17 protein-coding genes and 1 pseudogene are annotated in these 18010 nt (G+C 65.8%); 14 read left to right on the forward strand and 4 right to left on the reverse strand.

Features of this window, described 5'->3' with window-relative positions:
• The coding region (locus tag ACOJTD_RS24375; protein ID WP_420135431.1) for an Hsp70 family protein at positions 1 to 1083 on the reverse strand (1083 nt) is incomplete at its 3' end.
• Between the two features lie 391 nt (positions 1084 to 1474).
• Between ACOJTD_RS24375 and ACOJTD_RS24380 the strand changes: the two genes are divergently transcribed.
• Positions 1475 to 2419 carry a hypothetical protein gene (locus ACOJTD_RS24380; protein ID WP_420135432.1) on the forward strand — a complete coding sequence of 315 codons (945 nt, stop codon included), beginning with the start codon at positions 1475 to 1477 and terminating at the stop codon, positions 2417 to 2419.
• Positions 2420 to 2445: 26 nt separating this feature from the next.
• On the opposite strand, the gene grpE is transcribed toward ACOJTD_RS24380, so the two are convergent.
• Both grpE and hrcA read right to left on the reverse strand, forming a co-directional pair.
• Entirely contained in the window at positions 2446 to 3069 is a 624-nt protein-coding gene (grpE, locus tag ACOJTD_RS24385; RefSeq protein ID WP_420135433.1) for a nucleotide exchange factor GrpE, read from the reverse strand.
• 100 nt (positions 3070 to 3169) lie between these two features.
• The gene (gene hrcA / locus ACOJTD_RS24390; protein ID WP_420135434.1) at positions 3170 to 4258 is read right to left on the reverse strand and encodes a heat-inducible transcriptional repressor HrcA; all 1089 of its coding nucleotides are present in this window, start codon (positions 4256 to 4258) and stop codon (positions 3170 to 3172) included.
• A 162-nt stretch (positions 4259 to 4420) separates the two neighbouring features.
• On the opposite strand from hrcA, the gene rph reads away from it, so the two are divergent.
• From rph to ACOJTD_RS24455, 13 genes are all read left to right on the forward strand, one after another.
• A complete protein-coding gene (rph, locus tag ACOJTD_RS24395) occupies positions 4421 to 5134 on the forward strand; it encodes a ribonuclease PH (RefSeq protein ID WP_119856168.1) in 714 nt (237 codons plus the stop codon).
• Positions 5135 to 5185: 51 nt separating this feature from the next.
• Complete coding sequence (gene rdgB, locus ACOJTD_RS24400) at positions 5186 to 5818, forward strand: RdgB/HAM1 family non-canonical purine NTP pyrophosphatase (protein ID WP_420135435.1); 633 nt, start codon at positions 5186 to 5188, stop codon at positions 5816 to 5818.
• Positions 5808 to 6965: a radical SAM family heme chaperone HemW gene (gene hemW, locus ACOJTD_RS24405; RefSeq protein WP_420135436.1), complete on the forward strand. Its 1158-nt coding sequence runs from the start codon at positions 5808 to 5810 to the stop codon at positions 6963 to 6965. Before rdgB ends, hemW begins: the two co-directional genes overlap by 11 nt.
• Positions 6966 to 7172: 207 nt before the next feature.
• Complete coding sequence (locus ACOJTD_RS24410) at positions 7173 to 7511, forward strand: P-II family nitrogen regulator (protein WP_420135437.1); 339 nt, start codon at positions 7173 to 7175, stop codon at positions 7509 to 7511.
• A gap of 72 nt (positions 7512 to 7583) precedes the next feature.
• Complete coding sequence (locus ACOJTD_RS24415; protein WP_420135438.1) at positions 7584 to 8912, forward strand: ammonium transporter; 1329 nt, start codon at positions 7584 to 7586, stop codon at positions 8910 to 8912.
• Positions 8913 to 9225: 313 nt separating this feature from the next.
• Positions 9226 to 9564 carry a P-II family nitrogen regulator gene (locus ACOJTD_RS24420; RefSeq protein ID WP_031337443.1) on the forward strand — a complete coding sequence of 113 codons (339 nt, stop codon included), beginning with the start codon at positions 9226 to 9228 and terminating at the stop codon, positions 9562 to 9564.
• Positions 9565 to 9604: 40 nt separating this feature from the next.
• A complete protein-coding gene (locus ACOJTD_RS24425) occupies positions 9605 to 11047 on the forward strand; it encodes an ammonium transporter (RefSeq protein ID WP_420135439.1) in 1443 nt (480 codons plus the stop codon).
• A gap of 180 nt (positions 11048 to 11227) precedes the next feature.
• Positions 11228 to 11524 (forward strand): nucleotidyltransferase family protein, encoded by a 297-nt coding sequence (locus tag ACOJTD_RS24430; RefSeq protein WP_420135440.1) that lies wholly within the window; start codon positions 11228 to 11230, stop codon positions 11522 to 11524.
• Positions 11514 to 11879 (forward strand): DUF86 domain-containing protein, encoded by a 366-nt coding sequence (locus ACOJTD_RS24435; protein ID WP_420135441.1) that lies wholly within the window; start codon positions 11514 to 11516, stop codon positions 11877 to 11879. Before ACOJTD_RS24430 ends, ACOJTD_RS24435 begins: the two co-directional genes overlap by 11 nt.
• A 112-nt stretch (positions 11880 to 11991) precedes the next feature.
• Entirely contained in the window at positions 11992 to 13218 is a 1227-nt protein-coding gene (locus tag ACOJTD_RS24440) for an aminotransferase class I/II-fold pyridoxal phosphate-dependent enzyme (protein ID WP_420135442.1), read from the forward strand.
• Between the two features lie 16 nt (positions 13219 to 13234).
• Positions 13235 to 15718 carry a DNA translocase FtsK gene (locus ACOJTD_RS24445; protein WP_420135443.1) on the forward strand — a complete coding sequence of 828 codons (2484 nt, stop codon included), beginning with the start codon at positions 13235 to 13237 and terminating at the stop codon, positions 15716 to 15718.
• A 17-nt stretch (positions 15719 to 15735) separates the two neighbouring features.
• On the forward strand, positions 15736 to 16686 hold the full coding sequence (locus tag ACOJTD_RS24450) for an outer-membrane lipoprotein carrier protein LolA (protein WP_420135444.1): 951 nt from the start codon (positions 15736 to 15738) through the stop codon (positions 16684 to 16686).
• 309 nt (positions 16687 to 16995) lie between these two features.
• Positions 16996 to 17808 carry an exodeoxyribonuclease III gene (locus ACOJTD_RS24455; RefSeq protein ID WP_420135445.1) on the forward strand — a complete coding sequence of 271 codons (813 nt, stop codon included), beginning with the start codon at positions 16996 to 16998 and terminating at the stop codon, positions 17806 to 17808.
• A gap of 57 nt (positions 17809 to 17865) precedes the next feature.
• Here ACOJTD_RS24455 and ACOJTD_RS24460 read toward each other — a convergent pair.
• Positions 17866 to 18010: pseudogene (locus tag ACOJTD_RS24460) on the reverse strand (cyclic nucleotide-binding protein); the annotation flags it as partial.

Genomic DNA, 18010 nt, shown 5'->3' on the forward strand with positions numbered 1-18010 from the left:
ATTGACGCCCTTGTGGGGCTCCTTGCCGAAGAACTGCTTCACGACTTCCTGGATCTTCGGCATGCGGATCATGCCGCCGACCAGCACCACTTCGCCGATTTCACCGGCGGTGAGGCCGGCATCCTTCAGCGCCTTGCGGCACGGCTCGATGGTCTTCTGCACCAGGTCGTCGACCAGCGCTGCGAACTTGGCGCGGGTCAGCTTCATGGTCAGATGCTTCGGACCGGACTGGTCCGCGGTGATGAAGGGCAGGTTGATCTCGGTCTGCGTGGTCGACGACAACTCGATCTTCGCCTTCTCGGCGGCTTCCTTGAGCCGCTGCAGCGCGAGCTTGTCGTTGCGCAGGTTGATGCCGTGCTCCTTCTGGAATTCGTCGGCGAGGTAGTTGACCAGACGCATGTCGAAGTCTTCACCGCCGAGGAAGGTGTCGCCGTTGGTCGACTTCACCTCGAACACGCCGTCACCGATCTCCAGGATCGAGACGTCGAAGGTGCCGCCGCCGAGATCGTACACCGCGATGGTGCCGGCCTTGGTCTTGTCGAGGCCGTAGGCCAAAGCGGCCGCGGTCGGCTCGTTGATGATACGCAGCACCTCGAGACCGGCGATCTTGCCGGCGTCCTTGGTGGCCTGGCGCTGAGCGTCGTTGAAATAGGCCGGGACGGTGATGACCGCCTGGTCGACCTTCTGGCCGAGATGCGCTTCCGCGGTCTCCTTCATCTTCTGCAGAATGAAGGCCGAGACCTGAGAGGGCGAATAGGTCTGCCCGTCGGCCTCGACCCAGGCATCGCCATTGGAGGCTTTGACGATCTTGTAGGGGACGAGGCCCTTGTCCTTCTCGACCATCGGATCGTCGTAGCGGCGACCGATCAGTCGCTTGACGGCGAAGAAGGTGCGCTCGGGATTAGTGACCGCCTGACGCTTGGCCGGCTGACCGACCAGCCGCTCGCCGTCGTCGGTGATCGCGACGATCGAGGGGGTGGTGCGCATGCCCTCAGCGTTTTCGATGACTTTCGAATTCTTGCCGTCCATGACGGCGACGCACGAATTGGTGGTGCCGAGATCGATCCCGATGACCTTTCCCATGGTGCTCTATCCTTCTTTCTGCGGCGGGTCGGGCGGGCCCTGGCGGCGCACCAGTCCAAACCCCCAAATATCAAATGCGCGCGAGTGTGCGGCGGTGAGCCTCATATAGGAGGGGGGGTGGTGGCCGCAAGGACCGGCAGACGGCTGCGCGCACGAAAACATGGGCTTTAATGAATCCTGAACGGCCGCCTCGGCGTGCGGCCCGAGGGCCTATCCGCCGGCCGCTTGCGGCTCCTCGTCTCATCTGCTGCCCGATGTCTGGCTGCGCCTTGACGGCGCGGCAGGACGTGATCTGGTGAGCTCGCAACGAAGCACCCGCAGCGCAGCATCCCGGTTTCGCCCGGCGGTGACACACCATCGAACGGCCGCATTGCGATTTCAGGACACCCCGATGAGACAGATAGCGCGCCTTCTTGCGATCGCCCTGGCGGTCGCCGTCATCAGCCCTGCCCTTGCGGCCGACGTCATCTTTCCCCGGGGCATTCGGGTCGGCCTCACACCGATGCCGGGACTGACGGAGTCACAGGCCTTTCTGGGCTTCGAGTCGCCCGGCCACGGGGTGAAGGTGCTGCTCGCCGAGCTGCCCGGCTCGGCCTATGGCGAGGTCGAGACCGCCTTCAAGGCACTGCCCGACAACGCCGCCATGAAGGTGAAGCCGCAAAGCCTGGAGACGGCCGCCGGCACCGCCTACTACACGGCGGAAGACGGCGTTGCTGGCACCGACAAGGTGCGGCGCTACTCGCTGATCGTCCCCGGCAGCAAGGCTTTCTCCGGCTACGTGGCGGTGCAGATCGCCGACAGCGAGGCCGCCACCTACACGGAAGCCGCCGTCAAGAAGATGCTAAGTTCGGTCACCGTTCGGCAGGACGTCCCGGTCGCCGAGCAGGTCGCCCAGATGCCGTTCAATGTCGGCGAGATCGCCAATTTCAAGACGATCCGGACGCTGGCGCCGGGCGCCGCGTTGCTGCTCGCCGACGGCAATGAGGACACCGGCATCGAGGCCGCGCCGTTCATGGTGCTTGGCCTGATCGGCTCGGTGCCGGAGCAGGCCGACGACCGCGCCCGCTTCGCCCAGCAGGCCGCCGCGACCATTCCGGGGCTGCGCGAGGCGAGGATCACCAATTCCGAGCCGATCCGGATCGACAGCCAGCCCGGCTTCGAAACCCGGCTCGAGGCGATCAGCGGCAAGGACAATACGCCGGTGACGGTGGTGCAATGGCTGCGGTTCGGCAGTTCGAACGTGGCGCTACGGGTGATCGGCAGCTCGCCGCGCGATCAGTGGGCGGAAGCATTTCCGCGCTTCCGCAAGGTCCGCGATGGACTGAAGCCGCGCTGATCGCGCGGCTTCGCAGGCTTTTCGGATCAGGCCGCGCCGCCGGATTCGCCGCCATTGGCCGCGGCAGGCGTCGGCTTGGCGCCACCTTTGGCGACACCGACCAGCGCCGGACGCAGCACGCGTTCGCCGATCATGAAGCCGGCCTGCACGACCTGCACCACGGTGCCGGCCGGTACCGACGGATCGGGCACTTCGTACATCGCCTGCTGGAAATTCGGATCGAACTTCTGGCCCTGCGGATCGAATTTCTTGACGCCGTTCTTCTCCAGCGCGTTCAGCAGCGAACGCTCGGTCAGTTCGACGCCCTCGATCAGTGCCTTGAGGCCGGCGTCGGCATTGGCACGAGCTTCGGCTGGCACCGCGTCGAGCGCGCGCTGCAGGTTGTCGGCGATCTCCAGCACGTCGCGGGCAAAAGCGGTGACGCCGTAGGTCCGCGCGTCGGCGACTTCCTTCTGGGTCCGACGCCGCAGATTCTCCATCTCGGCCAGCGTACGCAGCATCTTGTCGCGCGCTTCGGCGGCTTCCTTCACCAGCGCCTCGTTGGCGCCTTCTTCCGGATCGTCCGGCATGATGTACGGCTTGGAAACGACCGGATCGGCGGCCTGCGCCTCGTCCTGGTTGTTGTCCTTGGGTCCGTTGGAATCGGTCATCACGCTACCTTTTTGAAGAAAACGTCTGCATTGGCCGCGAATGGGCTGGCCGGGATATCGTGTTTTATGCGGTGAAAATCAAGCGAGCGGGCAGGCGGGATCAGCCGCCCAGCATCTGGCTGACCACGCGCGCCGTATAGTCGACCATCGGAATGACTCGCGCGTAGTTCAACCGCGTCGGGCCGATCACGCCGAGCACGCCGACGATATGACCGGCGCCGTCGCTGTAGGGCGCGATGATGGTGGAGGAGCCCGATAGCGAAAACAGCTTGTTCTCCGACCCGATGAAGATTCGCACGCCCTCGGCGCGCTCCGCACGGCCGAGCAGATCGACGACGCCGCGCTTGGTTTCCAGATCGTCAAACAGCAGCCGCACCCGCTCGAGGTCTTCCAGCGCATGCAGATCTTCGAGCAGATTGGCGTGACCGCGCACGATCAGCTGTCGATCCTCGCCTTCGCCGCCGGACCAACTCGCCAGTCCGGCCGAAATCACCTTCTGGGTCAGCGCATCGAGTTCGGCGCGGTCCTGCGTCAGCAGCGTTTCCAGCTCGACGCGGGCTTCCGCCAGCGTACGGCCGCGGATCCGCGCGTTGAGGAAGTTCGAGGCCTCGGTCAGCGCGGACGAGGGGACACCGGGCGGCAGCGCCAGCACGCGGTTCTCGACCTGGCCGTCCTCGGCCACGAGGATCACCAGCGCGCGCTCCGGCTCCAGTCTGACGAATTCGAGATGCTTCAGGCGGACGTTGGACTTGGCAGTCAGCACCACCGCGGCCGCCCGGGTCAGACCCGACAGCCGGGTCAATGCCTCGCCGAGCGCCGCTTCGACACTCTGCGCACGACCGACCGACGACAGCTGAGCCTGGATCGACTGACGCTCGGGCTCGGTGAGGTCGCCGACCTGCATCAGCGCATCGACGAAGAAGCGCAGGCCCAGTTCGGTCGGCAGCCGGCCGGCCGATGTGTGTGGCGCGTAGATCAGGCCGAGCTGCTCGAGGTCCGCCATCACGTTGCGAACCGAGGCCGGCGACAGCGGCATCGAGATCAGGCGTGAAATATTGCGCGACCCGACCGGCTCGCCGGTGGCGAGATAGCTTTCGACGATTTGGCGAAAGATGTCCCGCGACCGCTCGTTGAGCTGGGCCAGGGCGGAATTAGGCGCGATCAGGCCGATCGGATCGTGGTGAGCCAACTTTGTCCTCCGTTACGCCTCTAATTTGTCGCTGCTCGCGCCCGGTTACAAGAAGGCAGGGAGTTGAAGGGGCGCCGTCCTGGTCGGCCCCTTGCCGCTGCGGCGCTCCGCCCCTAAAAGCAGCCCGGATCGCCATTTCCCGAAATTGACGGAGGATTTCCCATGCGGCCAAGCCGCCGTGCGCCCGACGAATTGCGCGCCGTGTCGCTCGAACGCGGCGTCGTCAAATATGCCGAGGGTTCCTGCCTGGTGAAATTCGGTGACACCCATGTGCTGGTGACGGCGACGCTGGAAGAGCGCCTGCCGCCGTGGCTGAAGGGGCAGGGCCGCGGCTGGGTGACGGCCGAATACGGCATGCTGCCCCGCGCCACGCTGGAGCGGACCCGCCGCGAAGCCTCGGCCGGCAAGCAGAACGGCCGCACCGTCGAGATCCAGCGCCTGATCGGGCGTTCGCTGCGCTCGATCGTCGATCTGCAGGCGCTCGGCGAACGCCAGATCACCGTCGATTGCGACGTGCTGCAGGCCGACGGCGGAACCCGGACCGCCTCGATCACCGGCGCCTGGGTGGCGCTAGCCGACTGCCTGAACTGGATGAAGGCCCGCAACATGACCAAGGGGCAGGTGCTGCGCGACAACGTCGCCGCGATCTCCTGCGGCATCTATAACGGCACGCCGGTGCTCGATCTCGACTATGCCGAAGACAGCGAAGCCGAGACCGACGCCAACTTCGTGATGACCGGCGACGGCCGGATCGTCGAGGTGCAGGGCACGGCCGAAAAGACGCCGTTCTCGCAGGACGAGTTCCTGGCGCTGATGGCGCTGGCGCAGAAGGGCGTCGGCCGGCTGGTCGATCTGCAGAAAATGGCGGTGGCGTGAGTCATTCTTGCCACCTATTCGCGGCTACTCTTGAGCTACGCTGAGGCCGCCATGCATCGTCGAATCACCGGCAAGCTTGTCATCGCCACCCACAATCCCGGCAAGCTCGCCGAGATGCGGGAGCTGCTGGCCCCTTACGGGATCGAGGCGGTGTCCGCGGGCGAGCTCGGCCTCGGCGAGCCCGAGGAAACCGGCGACAGCTTTCAGGCCAATGCTCGGATCAAGGCCGAAGCGGCGGCGCAAGCCGCGCAGCTGCCGGCGTTCGCCGACGATTCCGGATTGGCGGTGGATGCCCTGAACGGCGCTCCCGGAATTTATTCCGCGCGCTGGGCCGGCGACACCAAGGACTTCGGCGCCGCCATGGCGCAGATCGAAAGGCTGCTGCAGGAGCGGGGCGCTACCACGCATGCGCAGCGCACCGCGCATTTCGTCTCAGCGCTATGCGTCGCCTGGCCGGACGGCCAGGTCGAAGAAGTGGAAGCGCGCGCCGACGGCACGCTGGTCTGGCCGCCGCGCGGCACCGCCGGGTTCGGCTACGATCCGATCTTCCTGCCGGACGGTCACGACCGCACCTTCGGCGAAATGACCAGCATCGAAAAGCACGGCCTGCCGCCGCTCGGCCTCGGCCTGTCGCACCGCGCCAAGGCGTTCGTCAAACTGGCGGAGATCTGCCTTGCCGGCTAACTCCGACCAAGCTTTCGGCGTTTACGTGCACTGGCCGTTCTGCCTGTCGAAGTGCCCGTATTGCGACTTCAACAGCCATGTCCGCCACGCCGCGATCGACGAGGCACGCTTCGCCCGCGCCTTCGCGCGCGAGATCGAAACCACCGCGGCCCGGATTGGCCCGCGCGAGGTGACGTCGATCTTCCTCGGCGGCGGCACGCCGTCGCTGATGCAGCCGCAGACCGTCGGAGCGATTCTTGATGCGATTGGCAAATATTGGCGCGTCGCGCCAGACGCCGAGGTGTCGCTCGAGGCCAATCCGACCAGCGTCGAGGCAACGCGGTTCCGCGGTTATCGCGCTGCCGGCGTCAATCGCGTCTCGCTCGGCGTGCAGGCGCTCGACGACGCGTCGCTGAAGACGCTCGGCCGGCTGCACACCGCGCAGGAAGCCATGGACGCGGTCGCGATCGCCCGCTCGGCGTTCGACCGCTATTCGTTCGACCTGATCTATGCGCGTCCCGGCCAGACGCCGGCGATGTGGGAATCCGAACTCCGCCGCGCCATTGGCGAAGCCGCCGAGCATCTGTCGCTGTATCAGCTGACGATCGAAGCCGAGACGCCGTTTTTCGCGCTGCATCGCGCCGGCAAGCTGCTGACCCCAGACGACGCCGCGTCGCGCGAGCTGTACGACGTGACACAATCGGTCTGCGCCGAACTCGGCCTGCCGGCCTACGAGATCTCCAACCATGCCCGGCCAGGCGCCGAGTGCCAGCATAATCTGGTGTACTGGCGCGGTCAGGAATACGCCGGCATCGGCCCTGGCGCACATGGCCGGCTCGATATTGGCGGGACGCGCTACGCCACCGCGACCGAGCGCAGGCCCGAAAGTTGGCTGATGCGCGTCGAGGGCAGCGGCCACGGCGTCATCACCGACGAGCGCCTCAACAGCGAAGAACGCGCCGACGAATTCCTGCTGATGGGGCTGCGGCTCGCCGAAGGTATCGACCCGCGCCGCTATCAGGCGCTGTCGGGCCGTTCGCTCGATCCGAACCGGATCGCACTGCTGCGCGAAGAAGGCGCCATCACGGTCGACGCCGACGGCCGACTGCGCGTGACCCTGGCGGGCTTTCCGGTGCTCGACGCCGTGGTGGCCGACCTCGCCGCCTGACGGCTTCGGCAACTTCCAGCGCTTTCCCGTTCAGAGAAGCTTGGGCTGCAGGACCGCCGCGCCCTTGCAGCAGGCGGGGCGCCGCATACTTAGTCGTCAATCCGCTTATTTTCTGCGCGCCTTGCCGTGAAACACGGCATATAACGGCCGGAGGTACCGCGCGGCGCGGTGCCGCACGCTTGCTGCGCGAAAATCTGGGGCTCTTGCATGAAACTCGTCGTCGCCATCATCAAACCGTTCAAGCTCGACGAGGTGCGTCAGGCGCTGACCGAAATCGGGGTGCACGGCATGACCGTGACCGAGGTCAAAGGCTACGGCCGGCAGCGCGGCCACACCGAGATCTATCGCGGCGCCGAGTACATCGTGAATTTCCTGCCCAAGCTGCGGATCGAGATCGCGGTCGACGGCGCGCTCGCCGACAAGGCCGTGGAGGTGATCACCCGCGGCGCCCGGACCGGCCAGATCGGCGACGGCAAAATCTTCGTCACCCCGATCGACCACGCGCTGCGGATCCGCACCGGCGAAACCGACGCCGACGCGCTGTAGGCTCACCTCTCTTCTCACCGCAATTCGAACGGCGGTGCCGGGGCGCCGCGACATTCCGACGGGGCAGGCATCATGACCGGGTCGAAACGCCGTGCGGCACAGGCTGCAACGGGCTTCTTTGGTGTGGCGTTGACGAGCGCGGCGGGCAGCCTTTCGCCGGCGCTGGCCCAAGGCACCGCGGCGGCGCCGGGCATCAACGCGGCCGACACTGCCTGGATGACGGTCGCCACCGCCTTCGTGCTGATGATGACCATCCCGGGCCTAGCGCTGTTCTACTCCGGCATGGTGCGCAAGAAGAACGTGCTGGCCACCATGGCGCAGAGCCTCGCCGCGGTGGCGATGATCTCGCTGCTGTGGGTGGCGTTCGGTTATTCGCTGACTTTCGTGGGCGGCGGCGCCTTCATCGGTTCGTTCGACCGCGTCTTCCTGATCGGAATGACGATGGACAGCGTCAACCCGGCCGCCAAGACCATCCCCGAAGCGCTGTTCATGCTCTACCAGATGACATTCGCGGTCATCACCGTGGCGCTGGTGGCCGGCTCGGTCGCCGACCGGATGCGGTTCTCAGCCTATCTGCTGTTTTCGGTCGGCTGGTTCGTGCTGGTCTATGTGCCGCTGGCGCACTGGATCTGGGGCGGCGGCTTCCTGGCCGGCTGGGGCGTGCTGGATTTCGCCGGCGGTCTCGTCGTGCACCTGTCGGCCGGCACCGGCGGCCTGATCGCCGCTCTGGTGATCGGCCGTCGCCATGGCTACGGCATGGAGAACCTGTCGCCATTCGACCTGTCGCTGGCAGTAATCGGCACCGGCCTGCTGTGGGTCGGCTGGTTCGGCTTCAACGGTGGCTCGGCGCTGGCGGCAGATTCGCGCGCCGTCTTCGCCATCACCGCCACTCACCTCGCGGCCTGCGCGGGCGCGCTGACCTGGGGCGCGATCGAATGGGCCTCGCGCCGCAAGCCCTCGGTGCTCGGCATGATTTCCGGCGCCGTGGCCGGCCTCGGCACCATCACGCCGGCGTCCGGCTATGTGCAGCCTTGGCACGGCGTGGTGATCGGCGTCATCGCCGGCGGCGTCTGCTACTGGGCCTGCATCTGGCTCAAGCACCGGCTGCGCTACGACGATTCGCTCGACGTGTTCGGCGTCCACGGCATCGGCGGCCTGACCGGGACGCTGCTTGGCGGGTTTTTCGCCACCGCGGCGATCGGCGGCGTCGCCGGCGCATTCGAGGGCAATTGGGTGCAGCCGGTGATCCAGCTCGTCGGTATTGGGGTGACGTTTGTGTGGAGTGCGGCTGCGACCTTCGTCCTGCTCAAACTGGTCGGGCTGTTCGTGGCGCTTCGCGTGTCGCGTGAGCACGAAATAGAAGGTCTCGACATTTCGCAGCATGGCGAGGCACTTCAATAGCCTCGTCCTATAATATAGTACCGACGCGTCTGCCTGTGCGCTGAGCACGATTGTGTCGAGACGCTGTCGTGCTCAGCGTTTGACCAGAATTGCCCATAAAACGAGCGCGGCGGAATAGCGCAGCCGGTGCTGCGCTCCCGGCAGCGCCCAAAGTTTCGATTTCCTGAACGATTCCAACGCTCCGCCCGACTGGCACGGCATTTGATTCTAAGGGGCGTGGCTGTGCCCGCGTAGTGATGTTTCTCCGCGTGGGGATTTTCAGTCGAGATCGAGCCCAGACCACGTTGGCCGGGCCCTAGCGGGGATAAGACCCATGAAAATTGTTATGGCGATCATTAAGCCATTCAAGCTCGAAGAAGTTCGTGATGCCCTGACCGCCATCGGCGTTCATGGTCTGACAGTGACGGAAGTCAAAGGATACGGCCGCCAGAAAGGTCACACGGAAATCTACCGCGGCGCTGAATATGCGGTGAGCTTCCTGCCCAAGATCAAGATCGAGGTCGCGATCGCCACCGAGCAGGTCGAGAAGACCATCGAGGCGATCACCAGCGCCGCCAAGACCGGCCAGATCGGCGACGGCAAGATCTTCGTCATCGGCCTCGACCACGCCGTGCGCATCCGCACCGGCGAAGCCGACGCTGCGGCCCTCTGATTTCGCGCTCACCCTTACTTCTTCACTCAGGAGACAACAAATGACGTTCAAACGTCCCTACGGCGCGGGACTGGCCGTTCTTGCTGCGAGCGTATTTGCCGCAACGGCCGCCTATGCCGAGCCCACGGTCAACAAGGGCGACAATGCCTGGATGAGGACCTCGACGGTTCTCGTCCTGCTGATGACCATCCCGGGCCTGGCGCTGTTCTACGGCGGTCTGGTTCGCTCGAAGAACATGCTCTCGGTGCTGGCCCAGGTGTTCTACACCGTCTGCATCGTCACCCTGATCTGGGTGGTCTACGGCTACAGCCTCGCCTTCACCGGCGGCTCCGACTTCATCGGCGGCTTCTCCAAGGCGTTCCTCGCCGGCGTCACCACCGACTCCAAGGCCGCGACCTTCTCGGTCGACGCCAACATCTCGGAGCTGGTGTACATCTGCTTCCAGATGACCTTCGCGGCCATCACCCCCGCGCTGATCGTCGGCGCTTTCGCGGAGCGGATGCGGTTCGCCGCGGTGGCGCTGTTCGTGCCGCTGTGGGTGACGCTGATCTACTTCCCGATCGCCCACATGGTCTGGTACTGGCCGGGCCCGGACGCGATCACCGACGCCGTCAAGGCGCTCGCTGCCGCCACTGACGACGCCGCCAAGGCGGCCGCTCAGGCCAAGCTCGACGAAATCAACGCCGACGCCGGCTTCATCTTCAAGAAGGGCGCGCTCGACTTCGCGGGCGGCACCGTGGTGCACATCAACGCCGGCATCGCCGGCCTGATCGGCGCCCTGCTGGTCGGTCGTCGCACCGGCTACGGCAAGGAGCTGATGGCCCCGCACTCGCTGACCATGACGATGATCGGCGCCTCGCTGCTGTGGGTCGGCTGGTTCGGCTTCAACGCGGGCTCGAACCTCGAAGCTTCGGGCGGCGCTGCGCTCGCCATGATCAACACCTTCGTGGCGACCGCCGCGGCGGCGCTGGCCTGGATGTTCGCCGAATGGATCTTCAAGGGTCACCCCTCGCTGCTCGGCGCTCTGTCCGGCGCGGTGGCGGGTCTGGTCGCGGTCACTCCCGCGGCGGGCTTTGCGGGTCCGATGGGCGCGATCGTGCTCGGCCTCGTGGTCGGCGTGGTCTGCCTGTTCTTCTGCACCGTGGTGAAGAATGCGCTCGGCTATGACGACTCGCTCGACGTGTTCGGCGTCCACGGCGTCGGCGGCATCATCGGCGCGCTCGGCACCGGCATCCTGGTGAACCCGGCGCTCGGCGGCACCGGCGTGTACGACTACGTCGCCGGCAAGGTCGGCGACTACGACTTCGCCACCCAGATGGTCTCGCAGTGCTGGGGCGTCGGCACCACCGTGCTGCTGTCCGGCATCGGTTCGGCGATCCTCTACAAGGTCGTCGACGTGATCGTCGGCCTGCGTGCCCCGGTCGAAGTCGAGCGCGAAGGCCTCGACCTCGTCGAGCACACCGAGCGCGCTTACAACATGTAAGTCTTATCCGGCGCGGCTTTTCAGGAAGCCGCGCCGCCAGCTACGGGTCAGGCAGATACCCGGCAATGCTTGATCCGTTGAGGGGCCCCAGCTTCAGGTTGGGGCCCCTTTCTTTTCGAAGCGCGACTGGCAGTAGCGGAACCGCCTCCCGAACCGGCTCGATCGTGCTATAATGCGCCGATGGATCGCACCCTCGCGCTCGACATCCTTCGCAAATCGCAACCAGCGCTGCAGCAACGCGGCGTTCGCCGAGCTGCGCTGTTCGGGTCCGTTGCTCGCGGCAGTTATCGACCGGATAGCGATATCGACATCATGATCGAGATCGACCCGGCCGCCCATGTGACCGTGTTCGACTACGCCGAGCTCAAGGACTACATCGCCGGCCTGTTCGATCGTCCTGTCGACGTCGTGAACCGCGAGCAGTTGAAACTGCAGGTCGCTCCCACCGCCGTGGCCGATGCGGTGTATGCGTTCTGACCGATCAGACCTCGCGCTGCGCAACATCCTGCACCACATTGATCTCGCAGCCGCCTTCCTCGCCGGAACGAATCTGACCGCCTTCAAGACCGACCTGCGTACGCTGTACGCGGTCACGCGCTGTCTCGAGATCATCTCCGAAGCGTCGCGGCGGGTCGCGGACGATGTCAAACGACGTCATCCGACGATCGGCTGGAGGCAGATTGCCGCCGCCGGCAATGTCTATCGGCACGACTACGAAGATGTCGCCGCCCAGATGGTGTGGGACACGGTCCATCGCGCGTTGCCCGAGCTGCGCGAGGCCGTCAGCCAGGAACTGGGTGATCAATCGTCACCTGATGAGCAGGCCGTTTGACGCCGCCCGTCGATGGTTAATCGCGTCTTAACCTCGCCGTATCTATGGTGGCTGATCTGTTTGCGCTCGATCCATCCTGGCGGTCGGGTGTTTCTGAAAGCTGGCGTTTGCGATGGTTGTGTCCGCCTCCCCCTCCCCGGCGCGTGCGGCCGGCAGTCCCGAGGCTGCCGTCCAGAGCGAGCGCTCGCCGTTCGCGCGACTAGCCGATCTGCTGGCGCCGCATCAGCCCGGCGACAAGCTGATCAACCTGTCGGTCGGCGAACCTCAGCATGCGCTGCCCGGCTTCGTCGGCGAGGTGCTGGCTCGGCACACCGCGGATTTCGGCCGCTACCCGATGGCCAAGGGCATCTTGCCATTCCGCGAAGCTGCGGCGGCGTGGTTGACGCGGCGTTTTGCATTGCCGCGCACGCCGGATCCGGAGTCCGAAGTACTGGTGCTGAACGGCAGCCGCGAGGGTCTGTTTCTCGCCGCCGTCGCAGCCGCACGCTATGTCGCCCCGCGCAGCGGCACGCCCGCGATCCTGCTGCCGAACCCGTTCTATCCGGCCTACGCGGCCGGCACTCGCGCGGCCGGCTGCGAAGCGGTGTTCCTGCCGACGACCCGCGCCAATGGCTTCCTGCCCGACCTCGATTCGCTCGACGCCGCCACGCTGGCCCGCACCGTCGCGATCTTCATCGCCTCGCCGGCGAATCCGCAGGGCTCGGTGGCGTCGCGGGATTACTACGCGAAGCTGAAGCAGCTCGCCGATCGCTACGGCTTCCTGATCCTGAGCGACGAATGCTACTCGGAGATCTATACGCGCGAGGCGCCCGGCAGCGCGCTGCAGGCCGCCAGCGACGACTTTCGCAATGTCGCGGTATTCCAGTCGCTGTCCAAGCGCTCGAACCTGCCCGGGCTACGCGTCGGCTTTGTCGCCGGCGACGCAAACTTCCTCAAGGCCTATCACGAACTGCGCAACGTCGCGGCGCCGCAGGTTCCGGTGCCGCTGCAGCACGTCGCTGTCGCCGCCTATGCGGACGAGGCGCATGTCGAAGAGAACCGCCGGCTGTACCGGTTGAAATTCGATCTTGCCGATCAAATCCTCGGTTCGCGCTATGGTTATCAGCGCCCCGCTGGTGGCTTCTGCCTGTGGCTCGATGTCTCCGCCTATGGCGGCGATGAAGCGGCGACGGTGAAGCTGTTCCGGGACGGCGGCGTCCGCGTGATCCCGGGCAGTTACTTGGCGCGGCCGCAGCCGGACGGCAGCAATCCGGGTGCCGGCTATATCCGCGTGGCGATGGTTCAGGACAGCGAGACCACCGCCGAAGCACTGCACCGTCTGGTGCGGATTCTCGATTGAGTCGCGGGGCAAAGCAGTGAGTATGCCGGCGATCGAACGTGTCATCCCTCTGGTCGGGCATTTGCCGACGTCGCTGCGCGATGCCTTGGCGCGGCGGCTGCGCGAGCTTGCCGGCTTCAGCCTGATCGCCATCGCAGCCGCCGCCGCCGCCGCACTGGCGACATGGTCGGTGCAGGACCCGAGCCTGAGCCACGCGACCTCGCGAACCATCCACAATCTGATGGGCTATCCGGGCGCGATCGGCGCCGACCTGTCGATGCAGATCCTCGGCCTTGGCGCGATCGGCCTGCTGATGCCGGTCGCGACCTGGGGCTGGCGGATGATCAATCACCGCCCGTTCGATCGCCGCGCTCTGCGGTTCGCCGGATGGATCCTCTGCACGGTGTTTGCCGCGGGCCTCGCCAGCTCGTTCCCGCATGACACAGCTTGGCCGCTGCCGACCGGGCTCGGCGGGGTGGTGGGTGACGCGCTGGTCCGGGCGCCCTCGCTGGTGTTCGGACCGGGACTGATCTTCCGCATCATCCTGACGCTTGTGCTCGCGGCGGCGACTGCGGCCACGTTCCTGATCGCCAGCGGCTACGGCTCGCGCGAGCCGGAGGTCGACGACAGCATCGCCGAGGATACGCCGCTCGACGAAGAGGACGATCGCGACGAAGGCTCGGTATCGCTGGGCTGGCTCGCGCATGCCGCGCTCAGCGCCAAGGCGCGGCTGTGGCGGCTGATCAAGCTGAGTTATCGCGGCCTCGTCAGCAGCGGCGCGACCAGCCGCAGCGCCGGCGCGTTCGAACGCCAGGAGCCGAAGCTCGGCAGCGGCCGCACCGCGCCGTCGATCGTCCCGCGCGACGAACGCGATTTCGACGACCAGCCCGAAGACGACGAGCCGATCGACGAAGAGGTCGAAGACGAGGAAGAGGAAGAAGAAGCGCCGGCACCACGCGCCCGCAAAAAGCCGGCGCCGCGGCCCGTGGCGAAGAAGCCCGCCAGATTCGATCTGCCCTCCGTCAACGTGCTGTCGGTGCCGAAAGCGACGGACCGCAAGCCGCTCAGCAAGGCCGAACTCGAAGCCAATTCGCGGGCGCTGGAAGGCGTGCTGCAGGATTTCGGCGTGCGCGGCGAGATCGTGAAGGCGAGCCCGGGTCCGGTGGTGACGTTGTACGAACTCGAGCCCGCGCCCGGCATCAAATCGTCCCGCGTGATTGGACTCGCGGACGATATCGCGCGCTCGATGAGCGCGCTGTCGGCACGCGTCGCTGTGGTGCCAGGCCGCAACGCGATCGGCATCGAGCTGCCGAACGTGAATCGCGAGAAGGTGTACCTGCGCGAACTCCTGAGCGTGAAGGACAACAACGAGACCGTGCACAAGCTGCCGCTGTGTCTCGGCAAGAACATCGGCGGCGATTCGATCATCATCGATCTCGCCCGCACCCCGCATATGCTGATTGCTGGTACCACCGGTTCGGGTAAGTCGGTGGCGATCAACACCATGATTCTCAGCCTCGTGTACCGGCTGCGGCCGGATCAGTGCCGGCTGATCATGGTCGATCCGAAGATGCTCGAACTCTCGGTCTATGACGGCATCCCGCATCTGCTGACGCCGGTCGTCACCGATCCGAAGAAGGCCGTGGTCGCCCTGAAGTGGGCGGTGCGCGAGAGGGAAGAGCGCTACAAGCGGATGGCCAAGCTCGGCGTCCGCAACATCGATGGCTACAATCAGCGACTGCTCGAAGCCAAGGGCAAGGGCGAAGAGCTCACCCGCACCGTGCACACCGGCTTCGACAAGGAAACCGGAAAAGCCATCTACGAGGAAGAGAAGCTCGACCTCGAGCCGCTGCCCTACATCGTCATCATCGTCGACGAAATGGCAGACCTGATGATGGTGGCCGGCAAGGACATCGAAGGCGCGGTGCAGCGCCTTGCCCAGATGGCCCGCGCCGCCGGCCTGCATGTGATCCTCGCGACGCAGCGCCCGTCGGTGGACGTCATCACCGGCACCATCAAGGCCAATTTCCCGACCCGCCTTTCCTTCCAGGTGACGTCGAAGATCGACAGTCGCACCATCCTGGGCGAGATGGGCGCCGAGCAGCTGCTCGGCCAGGGCGACATGCTGTACATGGCCGGCGGCGGTCGCATCTCGCGCGTGCACGGCCCGTTCGTGTCCGACGAGGAAGTCGAGAAGGTCGTCAAGCATCTCAAGGCGCAGGGCGCGCCCGAATATCTCGAGGCGGTCACGGCAGAGGAGCCTGCGGAGGGCGAAGACGGCGCGGTGTTCGACGCCACCGGCATGGGCGGCGACGGCGGCGGCGATCTGTTCCAGCAGGCGGTGGCGATCGTCAAACGCGACCGCAAGGCGTCGACCAGCTACATTCAGCGCCGCCTGCAGATCGGCTACAACCGCGCCGCCTCGCTGATGGAGCGGATGGAACTCGAAGGCATCGTCGGACAGGCCAACCATGCCGGCAAGCGCGAGATTCTCGTCGCCGAAGAAGATTCGAACTTTTGAAGCGGGAGATCAGCGGCATGCAAATCTCCCGGCGGGAGTCGCGAAATCGCCACAGCGCCACGGTAGCGGCTGAGAGACGGCGCGCCGGATCAGCGGCTTCCGCGCAGGACAATGCATTGACGAACGATTCCAAGGATTTGGCGCCGAGACCGGCGATCTTCACCGGGCTGCGCGGTACGATCGCGGCCGGCGTTGGACTGCTGTTGGCGTTTGTCCCGCAGGCGATGGCGGAGCCGACTCCGATGCCGAAGCCATCGCCGCGAGCCGGCGAGCGGCAGTTCAGCGCGGCCGAGCCCGCCCGCCAGGTCCGGCAACCGCAGCCACAGCCGGCTGCGCCGATGACCAGGCAGGCCGCGCCGCCCGAGCCGATCATCCCGGATCCGCGCCGCAATGTGCCGGCCTCGATCTTCACCACCTTCGACGCCAAGCAGAAGGCCGACGCCGCCAAAGCGAGCGCCTATCTCTCGTCGCTGTCGACCTTGGTCGGCAACTTCGTCCAGGTCGGACCGGACGGCAGCAAGCTCACCGGCGACTTCTACATCATGAAGCCCGGCAAGGTGCGGTTCGAGTACGACAACCCGAGCCCGATCTCGATGATCGCCGACGGCCAGTCGCTGGTGGTCCGCGACCGCAAGCTGGCGACCCAGGACGTCTACCCGCTGTCGCAGACGCCACTACGCTATCTGCTCAGCGACAAGATCGATCTGCTGCGCGACACCAACGTGGTCGCGATCACTTCCGACGATCTCTACATCTCGATCATCATCGAAGAGAAGAACGCGGTGATCGGCACCAGCCGGCTGATGCTGATGCTCGGCACGAAGGACGGCCAGCTCAAGCAATGGACCGTCACCGACCCCCAGGGCTACGACACCACGGTGGCGATCTACAATCTCGACACGACCCGCCGACCCGACCCGTCGATGTTCAAGATCGACTACACCGACTACTCGACCCCGCCGGGCTGACCTCTTTCGCAGCACGTTTTTGATCGTCCGCTTCGCGGACCATGGATGCGCGAGCCTTCGCCGCGCCGAAGGGGCTCCGGCCCCGCAGGCGGGTCAAGCCCGCGCATGACGCTGAGGTTGTGGCCGTCATTGCCGGGCTTGACCCGGCAATCCATCTTCTTCGCAAAAGCGCCCCTTCGTGAGACGCGACGGCCGACACTCAGCCGGTTGTTCACATCGGCAGCTTGCGTCCGCCCCTGTGTCGCGCAAAGAAGGACGCTGCACCGTCAGACTTTCGGCGTCCTCCTCCCTCCCTTCAACCGGCCTCCCATGCGCTTCACCCTCACGACCTGGAACATCAATTCGGTGCGGCTGCGCATCGATCTGGTGGCGAAGTTTTTGAAAGCGCAGCGGCCGGACGTGCTGTGTCTGCAGGAGACCAAGTGTCCGGACGATGCGTTTCCGCTGAAGCGCTTCAAGCGGCTGGGCTATGAGCACATCGCGCTCAATGGGCAGAAGGGCTACCACGGCGTCGCGATCATCTCGAAGATCCCGTTCGTCGCCCGCGACGTCCGCACCTTCTGCGACATCGTCGACTCGCGGCACATCTCGGTGTCGCTCAACACAGCGGACAGCGATCCGCCCCTTGTGGTGCATAATTTCTACGTGCCGGCCGGCGGCGATATTCCAGACCCCGCGGTCAATCCGAAATTCAAGCACAAGCTGTCTTTCCTCGACGAGATGAAGGCGTGCGAGCCGCTGCATCCGTCCGGCGATCAGCGCCACATTCTGGTCGGCGATCTCAACGTCGCGCCGCACGAGCACGACGTCTGGTCGCACAAGCAGTTACTTAAGGTGGTGTCGCACACCCCGATCGAATGCGACAAGCTGCTCGCGGTGCTGCGCGCCGGCAATTGGGTCGACGTCGCGCGCGAGCGCATCCCGCTGTCCGAGAAGGTCTACACCTGGTGGAGCTACCGCGCCGCTGACTGGACCGTCGGCGACCGCGGCCGCCGGCTCGACCACATCTGGGTATCGGAAGCCCTGAAGGACCGCGTCACCGACTTCAAAATCCTGCGCGACGCCCGCAGCTGGGAACGCCCGAGCGACCACGTCCCGGTGACGATGACGATGGAGCTGTAGTTAGTTGGTTCGGCCCGTGGTCGTCGCGCGACCCGGTCATCCAAAGCTTCGAAGTCGCTACGACGTCAGCTTGCTGCCGACCATGACGATGTCGTTGGCAACCTGGGTGGTGCGGGCGGCGAATTCGTCGCGAAGCCGCAGCGCTGCGCCGGGATCGCTTTCGAGCACCCGTTGAAACAGGCTGCGGGCGATCCGGATCGCC

Source organism: Rhodopseudomonas sp. (genome assembly GCF_048594845.1).
In the GTDB taxonomy this organism is placed as follows: Bacteria; Pseudomonadota; Alphaproteobacteria; order Rhizobiales; family Xanthobacteraceae; genus Rhodopseudomonas.

Coding starts and splice junctions, on each gene's coding strand:
- ACOJTD_RS24380 (WP_420135432.1), top strand. CDS start 1,475: ATGAGACAGATAGCGCGCCTTCTTGCGATCGCCCTGGCGGTCGCCGTC.
- grpE (WP_420135433.1), bottom strand. CDS start 3,069: ATGACCGATTCCAACGGACCCAAGGACAACAACCAGGACGAGGCGCAG.
- rph (WP_119856168.1), top strand. CDS start 4,421: ATGCGGCCAAGCCGCCGTGCGCCCGACGAATTGCGCGCCGTGTCGCTC.
- rdgB (WP_420135435.1), top strand. CDS start 5,186: ATGCATCGTCGAATCACCGGCAAGCTTGTCATCGCCACCCACAATCCC.
- ACOJTD_RS24410 (WP_420135437.1), top strand. CDS start 7,173: ATGAAACTCGTCGTCGCCATCATCAAACCGTTCAAGCTCGACGAGGTG.
- ACOJTD_RS24415 (WP_420135438.1), top strand. CDS start 7,584: ATGACCGGGTCGAAACGCCGTGCGGCACAGGCTGCAACGGGCTTCTTT.
- ACOJTD_RS24420 (WP_031337443.1), top strand. CDS start 9,226: ATGAAAATTGTTATGGCGATCATTAAGCCATTCAAGCTCGAAGAAGTT.
- ACOJTD_RS24425 (WP_420135439.1), top strand. CDS start 9,605: ATGACGTTCAAACGTCCCTACGGCGCGGGACTGGCCGTTCTTGCTGCG.
- ACOJTD_RS24430 (WP_420135440.1), top strand. CDS start 11,228: ATGGATCGCACCCTCGCGCTCGACATCCTTCGCAAATCGCAACCAGCG.
- ACOJTD_RS24435 (WP_420135441.1), top strand. CDS start 11,514: ATGCGTTCTGACCGATCAGACCTCGCGCTGCGCAACATCCTGCACCAC.
- ACOJTD_RS24440 (WP_420135442.1), top strand. CDS start 11,992: ATGGTTGTGTCCGCCTCCCCCTCCCCGGCGCGTGCGGCCGGCAGTCCC.
- ACOJTD_RS24450 (WP_420135444.1), top strand. CDS start 15,736: ATGCAAATCTCCCGGCGGGAGTCGCGAAATCGCCACAGCGCCACGGTA.
- ACOJTD_RS24455 (WP_420135445.1), top strand. CDS start 16,996: ATGCGCTTCACCCTCACGACCTGGAACATCAATTCGGTGCGGCTGCGC.